An 18,881-nucleotide genomic window follows, 5' to 3' on the forward strand; every position below is an offset into this window, starting at 1 on the left:
ACAACAATAGCATCAAATGTAACAAAACTTAATAGCTGCTCAAAAACTTATATGTTAATGATAAATTAATGAAGCGAATTCTTGAGATTATGTTCAGATAACTATATTCGTAGTCCATAATAAAAACCAGCTATGAAAAAAATTATTTTAACGCTCATCACATTAACGCTATTTATTAATGCCATTGCTCAAAAAAGAACAACCGTTTCTTATTTCAAGAAAGGTATGCTTACCGAAAACAAAAGTGATTACGATTATCGGCGGGTAATTCAAGAAACCGATACCCCATCGTTATACAGCTTATTGGAATTCTACCCAGATAATAAAGAGAAAACGGTTGCTACTGTTTCAAAATTCGAACCCAATTTGGTTTATGAGGGGATAATGCAAAGTTATAATAAACAAGGAATCCTTACCTCGAAGGTAAATTTTAAAAAGGGGGCTTTAAATGGTGAATGTATTTACTACTATGATAATGGAAAGCTTAAAAATGTATACCAATATAATGAATGGGATGGAAAAACTAATTTTTTTACAAAGGAGCAAAAAAGATGGATAACCGGAATAGATTCGTTAGGCAATCAATTTATCAAGGATGGTAATGGGTTGTTTAAGAAAACTGACAAAAAAGGTGAGCTAGAAGAAGGAAATTATCGCGATGGCTATAAGGATGGGATCTGGAAAGGAACAGCAAACAAAGCTAGTTATGAAGAAATTTACGACAATGGAATATTTAAATCAGGTACGACTACATTACCTGATGGAAAACAGATAACCTACGATAAAATAGGAACACAGCCTGAGTTTAAGGGAGGAATGGCAGAATTCTACAAGTACTTGGGCAGAAATTACAAATACCCTGCAGATGCCTTAAGAAACCGCATTAGCGGGAAATTATATGTTACGTTTGTTGTAGAAAAAGATGGGTCATTAACAGATTTATCGTTTAAGAACGACCTTGGTTATGGCACGCAGGAGGAGGCGATTAGGGTTTTAAATGAATGTCCTAAATGGAATCCAGGCAAACAACATGGTATGCCTGTTCGGGTAAAATACAACATCAATATAAACCTTGCGCAGCGCTAAACAAAAAAGCCACCCATTGGGTGGCTTTTTTTCATATTTTCCTTTTTAAGGATTAAGCTTTAGGCGCTACAACTGCTTTAGTTGCATCTAAAGAAACTGCTGATTTATCGAAACGGATCTTTACACCACCTTCTACCTCAATTAAAAAAGTTGTTTCATTCATATCGGCAATACGACCGTGAATACCTGCGGTAGTTACGATTTTATCTCCTTTTTTCAATTCTGCAACCAATTTTTTATGGTCTTTAGCTTTTTTAACTTGCGGGCGGATCATGAAAAAGTAGAAAACTACCATGATGAGTACCATTGGTAGGATTGTAGTTAGCATGTTACTACTACCTGCTGCTGCTTGTAATATTACTGTTGATATCATTTCTTATTTATTTGTGTTTTTGTGAATTTTGATCATTATGGATTATTGCCATAAACAATCGAACCAATTTATTTTTTAGCAAGTACCTCTCCTACCAAATGAACAGTAGTTACTGTTGGATTTGCATTTGACGTAACGGTTACTACCTTATCTTGCATCCCCATTTTACCTTCGCTACTAAAAACTACGCTAATTACCCCTTCCTTACCTGGTAAAATAGGTTCGCCTGGTACCTGAGGAACAGTACAGCCACATGTTGCTGTTGCATTTGAAACAATCAGCGGACTCTTACCTGTATTTTTAAGTTTGAAATCGTGCTTAACCTTCTCACCCTGTGTTATTTTACCGAAATCGAAAATATCGCGTTCGAAAACAATAACAGGCGCATCTGCCGGAGCAACTTTAGCTGTTTTTGAAGTATCGTTGCCAACTGAAACAGTTGTGGCGGTTTCGCTGGTTTGATTATTTGCATTACGACATGCTGCAAATGAAAGTACAGCAATAGCCAAGATAAATGTTCTTTTCATTTTTAATCTTCGATTAATCCGCGGCCAATCTTTTTAATGGTATTGTTTTTCTTAAGATCGCCTAAAATTTTGTCTAAAATACCGTTAATAAATGAATTACTCTTCGGTGTACTGTAATCTTTTGATAACTCTAAATATTCGTTGATGGTTACTTTAACCGGAATAGATGGAAAGTTTAACAATTCGCAAATGGCCATTTTCATTAGAATTGTATCCATTAATGCAATACGCTCCGATTCCCAGTTTTTGGTTCTATCGGCAATCATTTCCTGGTATTTTGCATCGTTCTGCAAAGTGTGTACAAAAAGATCCTGAACAAATTTGCTATCTTCAACCCAATCGGCACTGATTTCGGTCAGTTTGTTTTTAAAAGGATCGTCAAAAGTAAAGTTTTTCAAGGTTTTGGCCACCATACCTTTCATCACTTCATGATCTACCTGCCAGTTGATAAATTTCTCTTCGAAAACCTGTAAAATGGCCTGGTTTTTTAAGATGATTTTTCTGAAAATGTATTTGATAATATCCTTTGATGACTCTAAACTTTCGTTTGGATCGGCAAGATAATCGGCATATTCTTTTGATGCTTTTAAGGAATTGTAAACTGTTTTACGGATTTCCGGATCGAAACCCCAGTCTACTTTATATTTTTTAACTGCAGAAACGTACTCGGGATTCTGCTGCATTAAAACGCTAAACTTATTGTGTAGCAATTTCATGTTGGGATTAATATCCTCTGCGGTTTTGATAAACTTATTTGCGCGCTCTGCGGCGTCGTTAGCAGTAAATTCGGTAACTTCTACCATTAAAGATAACATCCAGATGTACATTTCGTACACGCTATCGATGCTCTGCATTAAAGTTTTCAAATCACCTTTAATGTCTTTTTTGTCTGCCATGTGCCAAGCAAAAATATTTTGCAAAGCTTTGATTCTTAAGTGCCTTCTGTTTAACATGAATGTAAGAACGAGTGCGGTTTTTTAAAACCTGTTTTAATAATTATGATTTAATATGACGATTTAATTTTTTTAACATCTGCAATCCGTTTCTCGGCAATGCGGTTTGCAGCAATATTTGTTGATATATTTTCGGTTTTGCTTAACTTAATTACACTGCGTGTAGCATCGTAAATATTCTCTGTAAGCTGTACAGTGCGTTTTTTACCAAAACCCGTTAACTCAGAATAACAAGAAATTAATCCACCGGCATTAATTAAATAATCAGGTGCAAATAAAATCCCTTTCTTCAAAAGTAATTCGCTATCTAAAACCTCATCTTTTAACTGATTGTTTGCTGAACCTGCAATAATTGCAAACTTCATTTTTTCGATAGTTTTGTTGTTCACCGTAGCGCCCATTGCACATGGGGCATAAACATCGGCATCTGTTGTAAAAATTTTATCGGCTTCGATCGGTTTTGCTTTATACTTTCGGGCAACATAGGTTAATTGCTCCTGGTTAATATCACTAATCAAAACTTCGGCGTTTTCTTTTCTTAACAGTGCAACCAAATGCTCACCAACATTTCCGATACCTTGTACTACAATGGTTCTACCAGCAAGCATATCTGTACCGAAAACCTCTTTAACACTTGCTTTAATGCCTAAATAAACACCTTGCGCTGTAAAAGGAGCCGGATTACCAGCACCACCAATTGATTCGGGAACGCCAGTAACATAATTGGTTTCCATACGGATATATTCCATATCGCGTGTATTGGTACCCATTTCTTCTGCTGTAATGAATTCGCCATTTAGGTTTTTAATAAACCTGCCGTAGCTGCGCATTAAAGTTTCTGTTTTATCTTTCCTGGAATCGCCAATAATTACGCCTTTTCCACCACCCAGGTTCAATCCGGTTATCGCTGCCTTGTAAGTCATTCCACGCGATAAACGCAGTGCATCTTCTAAAGCTTCGCCTTCTGTGCTATAACTCCACATGCGTGTTCCGCCTAAAGCAGGCCCTAATGTGGTATCGTGTATAGCAATAATTGCTTTTAAACCTGTATCTGGATCATTGCAAAAAACCAATTTTTTGTGGCCATAGGCACTTAATTGATCTAAAATTGAAAAATCTGACGGAGAATTTGCTGGCATATTGAACGTTCGGCTAACCTGGTGCAAAATTAAAATAAAAAACCATTATTACACGTATTTAACGAAACTATAACAAAATATATTCGATGGAGATGGTTTTTTGAGCTAAACCTGGTTTTAGAAAAGCAGGGTTCGGTGCGTTTGGGTTATGAAAGCCCTGCTATCTCTCCAGGTCCTCGCTCATTCTTCGTTCCAGGCTTTCCATTCTATCAGGTTTATTTAACAATTTCAGCTGTTTTTGGCTACTTACCAACCTCGCGATGGCTTACTGTGACAGATACTGCGTTAGGGATTGTAAGGGTTCAGTACCGATCCTTCATCGGTACCGCAGCGAAGCGGAGCCCTGAAAAGCCCGCCCCCTTGCGCAGCTGGGGTAACGCCCAAATTAGTAAAGCTGTTAATTAGTCCTACAAACTCACAGCCCCAAACCTCGAAGATTGGAAAGAGTGTCATCATTTTTTAAAGCTTAAGCACTAAAAGATAAATATGCGTCATGAAATAACAAAATTAGCTAAGTTTGTATGGAATGAAACATTTAAGCCGATTAAACAAATACTTTCTTAAATATAAATGGTGGATTATTCCCGGAAGTATTTTCGTGGTAATTTCTAATATTTTTGGTGTAGTGCCAGCTCAGGTAATTGGCTATGCAGTTGATCTGATTACCGAAAACATCCAGATTTTCAACCTTTTTTACGGTTTCGACCGCCAGGCCATTATCTATGATATTTTTAGCAGCAACCTCTTATATTTTGGCCTACTGGTTATCGCGCTTTACTTACTGAGGGGGCTTTTTCTGTTCTTTATGCGTCAGACTATTATTTTAATGTCGCGGCATATCGAGTTTGATATGAAAAACGACATTTACCAACATTATCAGGAGCTTAGCCTGGGTTTTTACCGCAGGAATAATACAGGCGACTTAATGAACCGTGCCACAGAAGATGTTAACCGGGTAAGGATGTATGTTGGTCCCGCGATTATGTACACGATTAATACTTTTGTGTTATCGGTACTTATTATCTGGTCGATGTTTGATGTAAATTCCAAACTGGCCATTTATTGCCTTTTGCCACTTCCTTTCTTAGTGGTGATTATCTATTACGTAAACACCTTAATCTTCAAAAAAAGTGGAAAGATACAAGAACGGCTATCAGATCTTTCGAGCTTTGTACAGGAACGTCTCTCGGGGATCCGGATCATCAAATCATATGTTCGCGAAGATTATACCAGAAACATGTTCTCCATCCAGAGTAATGATTATAAAAAAGATTCGATGAGCCTGGTTAAAGTATCGGCACTGTTTTACCCAACCATGCTTTTATTAATTGGCCTGAGTACCATTTTAACCATATATATAGGTGGCATCCAGGTAATGAATGGCAGTATCACAGCAGGGAATATTGCAGAATTTATCATTTACATCAACCAGTTAACCTTTCCGGTAACCATGTTGGGCTGGGTTACTTCTTTAATCCAGCGGGCTGCTGCATCGCAAAAAAGGATAAATGAATTTTTGGATATCCCATCTGATATTCAATCGAAAGAAACTGCAGAAATTGAACTAAGCGGCAATATCAGGTTCGATCAGGTGACTTTTACCTATCCAGATACAGGCATTGAAGCTTTAAAAGAGGTGAGTTTCGAGATTAATAGTGGCGAATTTGTAGCCATTATCGGAAAAACTGGTTCCGGAAAATCGACATTGGCCAATCTGATTATGCGGATGTACGATGTAGAAAATGGTACCATTGATATTGATGGAAAAAATATTAAAGCATTAAACCTTAAAGATTACCGTAGCCAGATTGGCTTTGTACCACAAGAGGTTTTCTTATTTTCTGATACCATAAAGAATAATATTGCCTTTGGTTTAGACGAGGTTACGGATGAAGAAGTGCACACTGCTGCTAGAAATGCCTCAGTTTACACCAATATTATCGATTTTGAAGAAAAATTCGAAACCATGCTGGGCGAACGCGGAATTACACTCTCCGGTGGGCAAAAACAACGGGTTTCTATCGCAAGGGCTTTAATAAAATCACCTAAGATTTTAATATTTGATGATTGTCTTTCGGCCGTTGATACCAAAACAGAGGAAGAAATTTTACAAAATCTGGGCAAAATCATGGCCGGAAAAACAAGTATTTTAATTGCCCACAGGATTTCTACGATTAAAAATGCAGATAAGATTTTAGTGCTGGATAATGGTAAAATCATCGAACAAGGCACACACAATGAATTACTTAGTAAAAATGGAAGCTATACAACGCTTTACAACAACCAACTTTTGGAGGAGGAAACCCGAAGTATTTAAATTGTGTTAAAATTGTATTTTGAACTTTAAATATTTGCTTTATATTTACCGAAACCAAAAACCAACATCAATACCAACCATGGGAGAATTCGACAACAAGGAAAGAGAAGAAGTTTTTTCAAAGAAAGTAAGAGCAGGTAAGAGAACTTATTTCTTCGACGTGAAGGCTACTAGATCGGGTGATTATTATTTAACAGTTACCGAGAGTAAGAAAAGATTAGAAGACGGTGTGTTTGTAAAACATAAAATCTTTTTATACAAAGAAGATTTCGAAAAATTTGCAGAAGGACTAAATGAAACTGTTGATTACATCAAAACTCACCAAGATGTGGTTGAAAAACGTTATGAATATTCTGAAAATGGAGAACATAGCACTAAAGCAAGCGACGATTTTACTTTTTAAGTAATATAATTTCAATAAAAAAGCCTCCTGATTTAATAAATCGTGAGGCTTTTTTGTGTGCTTAAATATTTTATTTTATGCCTCCGCCTGAGAGTACTGCCAACAGCAAAAGAAAATAACTGGCTATTAATACGATGGTAATTACACCCCAAAATTTAAAGAGCGATTTTACATGGGCAATGGCATCATTTAAATTTTCCTGATCGCCGAACAAAACCCCTTGTTTAACTTTGGCCGAAAAGCGCAGCAGCAATAAACTTGGATAAAAAAAGAACAAAGCCAACAACAGGTAAAATATGGTGATACCAGTGGCGCCGATACCGCCCAATGGCCCCAATTGATTGAGCATACCTGGGTTAGCCGTTACCGCAGCCCCTATTCCGAATGAACCTAAGGTTAAAAATGCCGAGATAACAAAACCCACAACCGATAAAAATCTTGCCCATTTACTCATATCGTAAAAATAGCTCCGCATTTCTTCGGTAACAACCAATTTTACTTCCTGGGGCACTTCATTTTCAAAATCTTCCATTTATCTCTATCTATTTTGGGCTAAACTTAGATAAAATATAGATTTGATACAATAGCAAGGGTTTAAATAAAGGTTTTAAAAGCTTATCTTTGCGCGGAATTTTAGGCGGAAGGCGGAAGGCGGAAGGCGGAAGGCGGAAAAGGTAAAATGGTTGATGGAAGATGACCAATACTAAAGTTTGAGAACGAAACACAATGGCTATTGATCATAAGACAATTAACCAATAGCTAAAAACTAAAGAAATAAAGAATAATAAATAATGGCATTACAATGTGGTATAGTTGGTTTACCAAATGTTGGAAAATCGACTCTTTTTAACTGTTTATCAAATGCAAAAGCGCAGGCTGCAAACTTCCCCTTTTGTACTATTGAGCCCAATGTTGGCGTAATTACAGTACCTGATGATAGATTAACCAAACTGGCCGAGTTGGTTAAACCAAACAAAGTGCAACCAAATACAATCGAGATTGTAGATATTGCGGGTTTGGTAAAAGGTGCATCGAAAGGTGAAGGCCTGGGAAATCAGTTTTTAGGAAATATCCGTGCTACCAATGCAATTATTCACGTGCTACGTTGTTTTGATGACGGAAATGTAATTCACGTGGATGGTTCTGTTGATCCGATCCGTGATCGTGAAATTATTGATACTGAGCTACAGCTTAAAGATTTGGATACCGTTGATAAACGTATTCAAAAAGTTGAAAAAATGGCTAAAACAGGTGGCGATAAAGATGCTAAACGTACCTATGAAATTTTAACGGTGGTTAAAGCTCATTTAGAAGCTGGCAAATCAATCCGTACTGCGGCATTGGCTCAAGATGATTTCGATTTTATTGAAGATTTAGGCCTGCTTACGCAAAAACCGGTAATGTATGTTTGTAATGTTGATGAGGCATCTGTAATTAATGGAAATAAGTACGTTGATTTAGTGAAAGCTAATGTTGCTGATGAAAATGCTGAAGTTTTAGTGATCTCTGCTAAAATTGAATCAGAAATTGCTGAACTGGACAGCTACGAAGAGCGTCAGGAATTTTTAGCTGATTTAGGCTTGACTGAATCTGGTGTAAATAAATTAATCCGCGCAGCTTATAAATTATTAAACCTTTATACTTACTTTACCGCTGGTGTACAAGAAGTTAGAGCCTGGACGATTACCAAAGGTTTTACAGCGCCACAAGCTGCCGGTGTAATCCACACTGATTTCGAAAAAGGATTTATCCGCGCTGAGGTAATCAAATACAACGATTTCGTAACCTTAGGTTCTGAAAACGCTTGTAAAGATGCTGGTAAATTGGGCGTTGAAGGAAAAACCTATGTAGTGGAAGATGGCGACATTATGCACTTTAGATTTAATGTATAGTCCCTAAATCCCTAAGGGGACTTTGAAAAAGTATAACAATATAGAGCCACTTGAAAGAGTGGCTTTTTTGTTTGAAGACTTTTTTTTGCCACGGAGACACAGAAAGCACGGATACCTGCTCTATTGTCACACTGAGCGGAGTTAAAGCGCATATAGAAGTGCTTAATTAACCACAGATCATACAGATTAACACAGATAATTAACGATTACAAATCCTGAAATAAATTACCTTCGGTGAGCTCGCTTAAGGTTCGGTTTACTTCGTAGCTTTCCGCTTTGCTACAGGTCAGGATGACGATCGCTGGAGAAGGCACAGAAAAATGGAATTATATTGCTGCGCCCAGCCTAAAATACCAGCAGCTAAATTGCCAATAAACCCGATTAAAATGGAAAGCCCGCAGCGTAGCGAAAACTTGTAATGAAAAGCGGGAAGGACTTTAAAATAAGCTTTTATAACTGCTTTTCAATCAAGAAATATTTTTGCCTCTGAAAAGCACTCGCAGCTCCTCACAATTCTTTTTTTGAGTTTGGTGTCAGAATCGAACTGACTACACTGGTTTTGCAGACCAGCACACATCCATTGTGCATACCAAACGATTATAAATAAAAAAGCCGCTTATTACATCTGTAACAAGCGGCTTTAAATCTTTTTATATTTCTTATCAGATAAATAAAGTCAACCCGTTACTTTTTGAGTAACAAAAACACGAGTTTAAACAATATTTTTCTGTTGTATTTTTCACAGCGTAAAGATAAATATAATTTTTAATTAGCAGGTATTCTTTTTAATAAGAGTTGCCAATTTAAAATTAGGGGTATTAAGAAATTTAAAGATAGATCTCTCTCGGCTTAACGTCGGGACTGCTCTTCAGTTGAGATGACGATTCTCTTCTAAACCTCTAACCCATAAGCGGCCAACTGTACCTTGGTATCTTCGTAATCGGTATGATGAATGCCTTTTAAACCTAAACCTTCAGCAACCTGTACAAAAAGCATACGGTCATCAATATATAAACTCGTTTCTACATCGCTCTGCGAAATATCGATGGCCACCTTAAAAATATCGGCATCGGGTTTACGGAAATGCACAAAACTAGATGAGACAAAGAAATCGACAAATTCGTTCAGTTTAAAAGTATTGATGCGATATTGGTTCAATTCTCTGCCCTCGTTGCTGATTACGGCTACTTTTAGGTTATATTTCTTTTTTAAATCGCAGATCAACTGAATCATTTCTGGATAAGGAAGTGATTTTTTGAACATAAACTCCTTAAAATCATCATAGCTAAAATTCCGTTCTTCGAAGAAAACAATACGCTCCAAATATTCATCAAGGGTTAATTTACCCACTTCATAGGTATCGAAGGTAAGATGATGGCGCTCTTCGAGATCGACCGAGTCGAGGTTAAAAAGTACTGAAGCCTCCCCCCTTGCATGCCTGTCCCAGCCATTGGTTAATAAAACGCCACCGATATCGGTAAAAAGTGTGGTAATTTTCTTTTGCATGATTTAGATTTAGAGTAAAACGCCTTTTAAAATTAATACGGCTACACTGAAATAGATTACAATTCCGGTAACATCTACCATAGTGGCTACAAATGGTGCTGATGAGGTTGCTGGATCGAGTTTCAGTTTTTTCAAAATAATTGGCATCATCGAACCGATTAAACTGCCCCATAATACAATGCCAACAAGGGTAAAAAATATGGTAGCCGCAATTAAAAACCAATGTGGGCCATAGTTGTAAAGGTGCAACTCTTGCCAGGTTACAATGCGGATAAAACCAATTGTGCCTAAAATGATGCCGAGCAAGGCCCCAGAAACAAGCTCCCGGCGCATTACGCGCCACCATTCTGCGATGGTTACTTCACCTAAGGCCATCGCCTGAATAATTAATGTTGAAGCCTGAGAACCACTGTTACCCCCGCTGCTCATAATCAATGGAATAAAAAGCGATAATACTACTGCTTTTTCGAGTTCAATTTCGAAGTGCTGCATGGCTGTTGCGGTTAACATTTCGCCTAAAAAGAGTACAATTAACCATCCTGCACGTTTTTTAACCAGTTTTAGGATTGGGATATCGAGATAAGGTTCATCCAGAGCCTCAGTACCCCCAATTTTGTGCATATCTTCTGTATATTCCTCATTTGCAATCCACAAAATATCATCAACGGTAACAATACCTAAAAGAATGTTATTTTCATCCACTACGGGTAAAGCCACACGGTTATTCATTCTGAAGATATTGATTGCATCTTCTTGGGGATCGTTAGCTTTTAAGGCAATGAAACGTTTATCGGTGAGTTCGCCAATAATTGCTTCAGGATCGGCCAATAAAACCTCACGGATCCTGATATCATCCAACAGTACTCCTTCTTTATCGATCACATATACTACATCAATGGTTTCGGAGTTTTTTCCATAGCGCCTGATGTGCGCCAAAACCCTCGTGATAGACCATTCGGGCTTCACAGCGATGTAATCGGGCGTCATTAAACGGCCAATACTATCTTCTTTGTAGCCTAAAAGTGCAAGCGATTCTTTACGTTCTTCGGGTGGTAAAAGTGTAATCATTTTTTTTACCACATCGCCTTTTAACTCGCTAAAAAGTGCGGTGCGGTCATCTGGCGGCAGATCTTTGATGATCTGATTGAGTTTATTGCCCGAAAGTTTTTTAATGATCCGCTCCTGCGTAGGAAAATCCAGAATCCGAAAAACGTTTACCGCCCTGTTAAGGGATAAGGTTTCGATAAATTTGGCTGCATATTGTGGAAGTTCGTCAATCAGTTCTTCAACATCCGAAATATTCAGTTGATCGAGATATTGCTTTAAAGCCTTATCATTTTCTTTTTCAAGCAGTTCCTGAATCTCTTCCACAACCAATTCTTCCATAAAATACAATCTAATTTATTACATGCCTAAACCTCTATTAACGGTTCGCAAAGGTGCATTTTTATTTCTTAAAAAGCCAACGGTGTACCTTTAAAATTAACCATAAAGGTTTCTTAAATTAAAAATAAAGCGGAACAAACTCAATAAAGCAGCCCGTTGCTTTATGATTTAATCATTTTTTAACATAAAAAATATCTCAACAGCAGGAAGTTAATTTTGATATGAAATTACAGATTAAAAATAGCCTTGTTTTTTTAATGAAATGATTTTGAATTTTCTATATTTGCAGCCTTATGCTCCCGTAGTTCAATGGATAGAATTATGGTTTCCGGTACCATCGATATGAGTTCGAATCTCGTCGGGAGCACCTCACGAGACAAATCAGTTTTTACGCTGTTTGTCTCGTTTTTTATTTTACACAACTCGCTATTAATCAGACATATTAACCCAACACCTTCATTCAATCTAGCTGTTCCATAACCATCCTCATGATACAATAATTTTTTGGAATAAATTGATGCTATAATTTCACGTTTATGGCTATTTCAGCCTTATTCTTTTTTAATTCTTCCGAAAGCCATCATCTTCACCTGTTCTATTACAGGAATAGATTTGTACTTCTTCCTAGGCTTTGATGACTATATCGTCGCTCAATATTTCACCATGAATGCTTTAGGCTGAATTTTTTGATCATGAGTTGAGACTACTACTCAATTTTAAAAGATAGCCTGGGGACAACGCCCCAGGATTATCACCGTGTGCACTCGCCGTTAGTATGAGATCAGGCGGCGTTATACCAAATACGGCACACGAAAGATCATTTTTTTATTATACAGACGATTACTTAACGTAAACTGCTAAGATTACGCCTGGTTAATATTATTAGGTTGTACAGTAGCTTACTTTTCCAACAGTGCAAAAACGCACCACAGGTATGGAGACTGTCCGTGCGAGTCGCCAACATTCCGAGGACGGTCGTAATAATACTGTTTATCATTCTTTTTATTTGTTCCAACGCAAACTTCTGCCACGTCACCTTTTTCGTTAATGTATGGCACCAATGACAGCCAGGCTTTCCGCGCCACAGGAGTATATTCCTGCTTATCTAACCATCCATGTTTTACCCCACTGATGAGCGCATAGGTAAACATCGCCGATCCTGATGTTTCAGCCCAACAGTCTGGCTCGTCAATCAGCTGGTTCCACATTCCGCCTGGTCTTTGGTAATCTTTCAAGCTTTTCATCATGGTTTCATAGCCTTTAAGTATACGCGGACGGTCTTTATTATCTTTGGGTAACAACCGCAACAGTTCTGTCATGCCTGCAGCCATCCAGCCATTGCCGCGGCCCCAGTAAAACGGCACATCAGGGGCATGATAGAAAAGACCGTTAGGCCGCTGTAATTCATCCAGATAAAGCACCATTTCTTTGGCTGCGCGATCGATATATTTTTTATCACCTGTAACTTTGTAGGCCTGGGCCTGAACAATCGTGATCATATACATATCGTCAATCCACAAACGGGTTTGCCACGAAAAACCTTTATCAGCCCATTCCTTCTGCTGTAAACTTGCTTTTTGTGGAACCGTCCATTGGGTATCTGCATACGGCATGCCTAAGTCATAATACTTTTTATCTTTTGTAACCTGATACAATTCCAAAGGCAAGCTGCCAAACATATTCAGATCAACATGGTTCATAATGGGCAATAGTTGCTTTTCCTGGGAAGTTAGTTTTTCAAACCTTTCTTCTAAGCGTAACAAGAGTTCTTTGTCTTTTGTTAATTTAGCATATTTAAGTGCTCCGGTCCAATTGAAAGTTTCCGGATAGCTAATCCATTTCCCCGCGTGGAGCATGTGTTTTTTATCAAGAAAGCGGTAAGCTAAACGTTTTCCCACTTCTTTCGGACCAAATCCCTGAGGAAAATCCTTTAGCAGATTGTTCTGCGCAAACAAGAACTGGAATGAAGTTAAAAGGACTAATAAGGCAATTAATTTTCTACACATAAAAATTTATAATTTGGTTTAAAGTCTTTCATTACAGGAAAATTTTTCCTTTAAAAAAATGTAATCAGAAACCACGTTTAACATGGTTTGATAATAAATATTCCTGCTTAGCGCTTCTCCATTAAAGCAGACCACATGGCCAACACCATCTTCTATCTCTGAAAAAATCAATTTAAAATCAGACGAATAAAGCCAGGAATGCAATGCTGAATCGGATTGATCGATGTGGCATTCTATACTATAAGCCCTGGGAGATAAATCTGTGCAACTTAAGCTGTATGCTACTGGCAATTGCACGATACCATAGCCTAAAAGATCGATCAGAACTTCTACTTTTTTAACTGCTTTTTCGATCATTTTTTCCATACTATCGCCTTTTATCTGCAGTATTATTCCACGGTTAATAACCCGGGTTTTGTTCCAGTTTTGCACCATTATTCCGCTCAATTTCGGAAGCAGGGATTGGCCATAAGTTATAGGTAGTTAAAACATCGTTGTAATAAGGATTGCATTTTTTTACGCGATCGTAAACCAGCCCCAGCCTCATCAAGGTTATCCGTCTTTTTTCTTCAGCGCCCAGCTCGCGCATACGCTCGTCCAAAATGTAATCCATATTTACGTTAGCTGGCAATACAGCCGATGCATTTGATCTGCTGCGTACCAAATTGATATCTGCAGCTGCTTTATCCAGCTGGTTTAGGCCTAAATAAGCTTCGGCCCTTAAAAGATAAGTTTCTGCCAGCCTGAACATATATTGATCGGCATAAGTTCCGCCTGCGCTTGCCTTAAGCAACAGCTGCGATTTATCCTGGAACATGCCATCAGGATGATCGCCCGGGGTGGTTACTTTTGATTGAAAAGCATAGAAATCTCTTCTTGGTACAGTTATACCAGCAGGTGGATTAATGGTAGATATGGTTTGCCCGAAACGTGGGTGCGCAGGATTGGTTACTTTAAATTCGCGCACAAAATTAAAAGGTGCATTCCTAAGGTCGTTATTAAAATCGCTTTGCCAGATCACATCTGAAAAATATTTGGTCGGTATGGCCCAACCGATTCCCCTGCCACCAGTATAATCGCTAATTGGATACAGAAATGGCTGAACACTGCTGCCAGAGAGCCTAAAGTTTAGAAATTGCGGTGCAAAATGTCTTTCCATTTGATAAGAACCGGCAATGCCTGTGGAAACAGCTCCGCCGCCCGGTACATCGGTTTCAAACTGGATTACCCAAAGGCTTTCTTTATTGGTGCCATTTTTTCTATTTTGGTTACCTCTCTGAAAAAGATCCCAATACACATTTTTTGTGGCATCTGATGCTTTAACTCCAAATCTGGTGGTCATAAGGCCAACATTGGGATTACTGATTGCAGCAGACGCAGCATCTGCCGCATTTTGAAACTGCCATGCAGCCAGGTATACTTCTGATAAAAGATGGTACGCTGCAAGGTTGTTTATTTCTCCATCCTGCACCAGGTTAATGGCTGGCAAATTTATAGATGCAAATTTGAGGTCGCTGATGGCCTGCTCCAATACCGCGGTTTTGGGTGCCCTTACATAATCTGTTTTGGGTGATACCACTTCTGTTGTATTTAAGGGTACGCCGCCATATAGATAGGCAAGTGTACGAAAGGCCATACCCCTGAAAAACTTAGCTCTCGCTTCCATAAGTGTTCTATCGGCTGGTGCCAGTTCAGAAGCTGGGATTCGTCCGATAATGGTATTGGATTCTGCAATAATCTTGTATAGTGAAGTCCAGTGGATCAAAGGAATCTCGGTACTCAATGGCGAATAGGCTGCAACCATATTGGTGTGTCTTGTGGTAGCAGGCTGACCATCAAAAACCAGATCGCAACCAAATACATAATCAAAGGGCCTTTGCTCTCCACTGTTATAAAATTCGCTTCTTACCCGGCTATACAGATTATTAACTGCTGCATCAAAATCTTTAACAGTGATGTAGGCATTTGTTGTACTTAAGAAATCGAGCGGTTCTTCGTCCAAAAAAGATTTCTTGCAGGAGAAAAACAGAATGGTAGTTGCAGCTATAATAGTAAAGGTTATCTTTTTCATCGCTTTTAGTTTAAAATGTAACATTAAGACCTACAGAATACCCTTTAAATACAGGCCTTCCGTCGTTGGTTAATCCTTGATTGGTTTCCGGATCCCAACCGTCCCACTTGGTCCACGTAGCCAGGTTTCTTCCACTTACAAATACATTTAGGTTTTGTAGTTTCATACGCTCAATCAGTTTTCCGCTAAATTTATAGGAGAGCGATACATCCTGTAAGCGCACAAAACTTCGGTTTTGAAAAAGTGGCGGATTTAAGGTTGCCGAAACGATAGAACGGGGATATTTGCCATCGGGATGATCTGGCGACCAAAAGTCTATCCCACTGAGGTAATTGTTCCTGATGGAGTTATCATCTCTGAGGAGCCTTGGGGTATTGCCGGCGAGATAAGATTTATCGCCGCCCTGTACTGAATTCAGGAATATACTCAAGGTAAAATTCTTATACTGAAAATTATTCAGCAAACTGATCCTGTAGGCTGGAGCTGATGATCCTAAAACAGTTCTATCGCTGGCGTTGATTGCCCCATCGCCATTTTGATCTACAATGCGGTAGGTTCCCGGAGAATAGCCCGTTGGGATCTGTTCTCCAACCTGCCAAATTCCATTTACCTGGTAGTCGTAAATTACGGCGGTAGGCTGCCCAACGAAAAGGCCACTTTGTGGAAGATCATCTTCAACACCATCGCCATTAAGATCGCCTAACAGTTTAACCACCTTATTCACGTTTCTGGCAAAATTTAAGGCAGAAGTCCATTTAAATTCGTCACTATTGATATTTTTCGAGTTTAAAGAAAGTTCAAGTCCTTTGTTGTTCAGTTGTCCTATATTGGTGAGGATATTACCGAAACCCGTAACCACCGGGATATTTACCGAGTATAGAAGATCGGTTGTTTTGGTATCATAATATTCAATTACACCCGATAGCCTGTTTTTGAAAAGGGTAAATTCCAAACCTAGATTTGCACCTGTTGTACGCTCCCATCTTAAATCTGGATTAGACAACGAATTTACCTGCTGACCAAACTGCGTAGAACCGCCATCACCAAAAACATAAGCAGCACTCACGCCCACATTAGCCAATGAAGAATATCTTGAGGTCTGATTTCCGGCAACGCCGTACCCTACCCTTAATTTAAGGTTATCTACCCAATTAACTTTAAAAAACGACTCTTTCGAAATATCCCAACCTGCAGATATTGATGGAAAAATTCCATATTTGTTATTTTCTGCAAAGCCAGAAAATCCATCTCTCCTAAGCGTACCGGTAAACAGGTACTTACTTTCGTAATTGTAGTTTAAACGGAACATCTGATAATTAAGGGTTTCTTTCCAGGCATTGGATATCGCAAACCGGTTAGTGCCCTGCTGTAAATTATCATAACCAAGGGTCAATCTTGAAAAACCTGTTGCGTAAGCCCTGGTATAGCTGTTATCGCGTTCAATGGCACCATACAATAAAGTTCCGGTAAAGCTGTGTTTGCCAATAATTTTATTATAAGTCAAAAGGTTATCAAAGGTATAATCGTAATAAGTGGTATTTTCTTTTGAAGCCTGCCCGGTAAGGTTAGCATCGTACATGTTTGAAATGTTTTTAAAATCGAGACGGTAATTGTTACCGAAACTTATTTTATAGCTCAAACCTTTAACGGGCAGTTGTACATTACCATAAACATTGGCAAAGAAATAATTGTGGCGGTCGTAATCGTCAGCCTGATAGTTTAACAGCGGATTGGTTACATTCGTATTAAAAGGATTGATTTTCAGATTTCCGTTATTATCCCACGGAAGGATTAAGGGCGACATTAAATTGATATCTACGAAGTTTGGCTCTACCCCGTCCTCATTTACAAAAGTCCCGAACGATTGCAGGCCAATGGTAAGCCAATCTGTTGCTTTGGTTTCAATATTTGCCCTGATGGTTTTTCTTTTGAAAACATCGTTCTTGATAAAACCCGAATTTCTGGTTAAACTGCCCGATAAAAGATAATTAATCTTATCGGTTCCGCCAGAAACACTAAGCTGGTTATCTACAATTGCTCCGGTTTTGGTGGCTTCATCATACCAGCTAAAATCATTGGGCAGCAGGTTTCCCTGCGCATCTTTCATCGATGCATCAACTTTGCTTACCAGATCGAATGCCGGATTTGGTTGTGTAAAATCAGGAGCAAGAAAGGCCTGATCATAATATAAATATTTAATATGATCCAAATATTCATCTCTGGCCATTGGTTTTAAATCGATATTTGGTTTTTGAGTAGCATACTGAGAAGAAAAAGAAATTCTGGTCCTACCAATAGCACCTTTTCTACTGGTAATGAGGATAACACCATTTGCCGCCTGCGCCCCATATACTGCCGTGGCACTTGCATCTTTCAGTACATCTATCGAAGCAATATCATCCGGATTAATCGAAGTTAAGGAACCATTGTATTGTACTCCATCTAAAATAATCAGTACGTTTTGGTTGCCACCCAGCGTATTTTGCCCCCTAATGCTAATACCTGGTGTTGCGCCAGCGCGGTTAACCTGCCCTACATTTAAACCTGGAACCGTTCCCTGCAAAAGGTTTGCCACGTTAGTGGTAGGTGCATTTCTAAAATCATCGAGATTTGCCCTCACTACCGATCCCGTCACATCGGCCTTTTTCTGGGTACCATAACCCACAACCACCACTTCATCAAGGTTAGCTTGTGAAGATTTTAAAACAACATTAATATTTTTAAGATTGCCTACCGTTACCTCCTGTACATCATAACCGATATAAGAAAATAAAAGAATGGTTTGTTCATTGGCTACATTGATCTTATAAACACCATTTTCGTCGGTTACAGCCGTCGTTGCACCATTTTTCACCTTAACAGAAACACCCGGTATCGGCGATTTTGTTTTTTCGTCTATTACCTTGCCCGTTATGCTTATATCGGCCTGACGAACGCGTGCGAACCAAAATTTTTTATTCAGTACCGTCGTTACACCACTTTTATTATTGGCATTTGCTGTTGTTGCAATGGCCAATATCACGACCTGTAAAAAAGTTATAGCTATAATTCTTATGGGTAGAACTTTGTATTTCATATTTGGTTAGATTATTGGATGAGGAAACCTTAGGGTTAAATCGGCATTAGTGGCTAAGCAAAATTTGCAAAGCCGCAAATGTTTCATATTGGTTTCCTGGTATCAAAGTAAAAAAATGCTGGTCACAAAAACTGTTCATTCCTTTG

16 protein-coding genes and 1 tRNA gene are annotated in these 18,881 nt (G+C 38.5%); 5 read left to right on the forward strand and 12 right to left on the reverse strand.

Translation table 11 applies throughout. The features are described from left to right. Nucleotides 1–132: 132 nt before the first annotated feature. Entirely contained in the window at nt 133–1,086 is a 954-nt protein-coding gene (locus tag ACTJKN_RS24600; RefSeq protein ID WP_440828299.1) for an energy transducer TonB, read from the forward strand. A gap of 52 nt (nt 1,087–1,138) precedes the next feature. Here ACTJKN_RS24600 and yajC read toward each other — a convergent pair whose 3' ends face one another. The 5 genes from yajC to ACTJKN_RS24625 all read right to left on the reverse strand — a co-directional run bounded on the left by yajC (nt 1,139) and on the right by ACTJKN_RS24625 (nt 4,534). Beyond that, nucleotides 1,139–1,459 carry a preprotein translocase subunit YajC gene (yajC, locus tag ACTJKN_RS24605; RefSeq protein WP_440828300.1) on the reverse strand — a complete coding sequence of 107 codons (321 nt, stop codon included), beginning with the start codon at nt 1,457–1,459 and terminating at the stop codon, nt 1,139–1,141. Nucleotides 1,460–1,527: 68 nt separating this feature from the next. Continuing rightward, complete coding sequence (locus ACTJKN_RS24610) at nt 1,528–1,986, reverse strand: DUF1573 domain-containing protein (RefSeq protein ID WP_440828301.1); 459 nt, start codon at nt 1,984–1,986, stop codon at nt 1,528–1,530. A gap of 2 nt (nt 1,987–1,988) precedes the next feature. Further along, on the reverse strand, nt 1,989–2,939 hold the full coding sequence (gene nusB, locus ACTJKN_RS24615; RefSeq protein WP_440828302.1) for a transcription antitermination factor NusB: 951 nt from the start codon (nt 2,937–2,939) through the stop codon (nt 1,989–1,991). A gap of 50 nt (nt 2,940–2,989) precedes the next feature. After that, complete coding sequence (locus tag ACTJKN_RS24620) at nt 2,990–4,078, reverse strand: Glu/Leu/Phe/Val family dehydrogenase (RefSeq protein WP_086547119.1); 1,089 nt, start codon at nt 4,076–4,078, stop codon at nt 2,990–2,992. Nucleotides 4,079–4,363: 285 nt separating this feature from the next. Continuing rightward, nucleotides 4,364–4,534, reverse strand: a complete 171-nt coding sequence (locus tag ACTJKN_RS24625; RefSeq protein ID WP_440828303.1) for a hypothetical protein — start codon at nt 4,532–4,534, stop codon at nt 4,364–4,366. A gap of 70 nt (nt 4,535–4,604) precedes the next feature. Between ACTJKN_RS24625 and ACTJKN_RS24630 the strand changes: the two genes are divergently transcribed. Both ACTJKN_RS24630 and ACTJKN_RS24635 read left to right on the forward strand, forming a co-directional pair. Continuing rightward, complete coding sequence (locus ACTJKN_RS24630; protein ID WP_440828304.1) at nt 4,605–6,395, forward strand: ABC transporter ATP-binding protein; 1,791 nt, start codon at nt 4,605–4,607, stop codon at nt 6,393–6,395. Nucleotides 6,396–6,474: 79 nt separating this feature from the next. Beyond that, nucleotides 6,475–6,798, forward strand: coding sequence for a DUF3276 family protein (locus ACTJKN_RS24635; protein ID WP_029275977.1), 324 nt, complete (start codon nt 6,475–6,477; stop codon nt 6,796–6,798). A 70-nt stretch (nt 6,799–6,868) separates the two neighbouring features. On the opposite strand, the gene ACTJKN_RS24640 is transcribed toward ACTJKN_RS24635, so the two are convergent. Continuing rightward, nucleotides 6,869–7,330 (reverse strand): hypothetical protein, encoded by a 462-nt coding sequence (locus tag ACTJKN_RS24640; RefSeq protein WP_440828305.1) that lies wholly within the window; start codon nt 7,328–7,330, stop codon nt 6,869–6,871. A gap of 259 nt (nt 7,331–7,589) precedes the next feature. Here ACTJKN_RS24640 and ychF point away from each other — a divergent pair, with 259 nt between their 5' ends. Beyond that, the gene (ychF, locus tag ACTJKN_RS24645) at nt 7,590–8,690 is read left to right on the forward strand and encodes a redox-regulated ATPase YchF (protein WP_029275975.1); all 1,101 of its coding nucleotides are present in this window, start codon (nt 7,590–7,592) and stop codon (nt 8,688–8,690) included. A gap of 891 nt (nt 8,691–9,581) precedes the next feature. Here the strand turns inward: ychF and ACTJKN_RS24650 are convergent. Continuing rightward, nucleotides 9,582–10,196 carry an HAD hydrolase-like protein gene (locus ACTJKN_RS24650; RefSeq protein ID WP_440828306.1) on the reverse strand — a complete coding sequence of 205 codons (615 nt, stop codon included), beginning with the start codon at nt 10,194–10,196 and terminating at the stop codon, nt 9,582–9,584. Between the two features lie 9 nt (nt 10,197–10,205). Beyond that, nucleotides 10,206–11,582: a magnesium transporter gene (mgtE, locus tag ACTJKN_RS24655; protein ID WP_029275973.1), complete on the reverse strand. Its 1,377-nt coding sequence runs from the start codon at nt 11,580–11,582 to the stop codon at nt 10,206–10,208. A gap of 295 nt (nt 11,583–11,877) precedes the next feature. Between mgtE and ACTJKN_RS24660 the strand changes: the two genes are divergently transcribed. Further along, nucleotides 11,878–11,949: transfer RNA gene (locus ACTJKN_RS24660), tRNA-Arg, on the forward strand. A gap of 532 nt (nt 11,950–12,481) precedes the next feature. Here ACTJKN_RS24660 and ACTJKN_RS24665 read toward each other — a convergent pair. The 4 genes from ACTJKN_RS24665 to ACTJKN_RS24680 are packed head-to-tail and all read right to left on the reverse strand — an operon-like array spanning nt 12,482 to nt 18,735. Continuing rightward, entirely contained in the window at nt 12,482–13,588 is a 1,107-nt protein-coding gene (locus tag ACTJKN_RS24665; RefSeq protein ID WP_440828307.1) for a glycoside hydrolase family 88/105 protein, read from the reverse strand. An 18-nt stretch (nt 13,589–13,606) separates the two neighbouring features. Beyond that, entirely contained in the window at nt 13,607–13,954 is a 348-nt protein-coding gene (locus ACTJKN_RS24670) for a hypothetical protein (RefSeq protein ID WP_440828308.1), read from the reverse strand. 34 nt (nt 13,955–13,988) lie between these two features. Continuing rightward, complete coding sequence (locus ACTJKN_RS24675; protein WP_440828309.1) at nt 13,989–15,659, reverse strand: RagB/SusD family nutrient uptake outer membrane protein; 1,671 nt, start codon at nt 15,657–15,659, stop codon at nt 13,989–13,991. 10 nt (nt 15,660–15,669) lie between these two features. Continuing rightward, complete coding sequence (locus ACTJKN_RS24680) at nt 15,670–18,735, reverse strand: SusC/RagA family TonB-linked outer membrane protein (RefSeq protein WP_440828310.1); 3,066 nt, start codon at nt 18,733–18,735, stop codon at nt 15,670–15,672. Nucleotides 18,736–18,881: the final 146 nt, after the last annotated feature.

It is taken from the genome of Pedobacter sp. 22163 (genome assembly GCF_052045595.1).
Classification (GTDB): Bacteria; Bacteroidota; Bacteroidia; order Sphingobacteriales; family Sphingobacteriaceae; genus Pedobacter.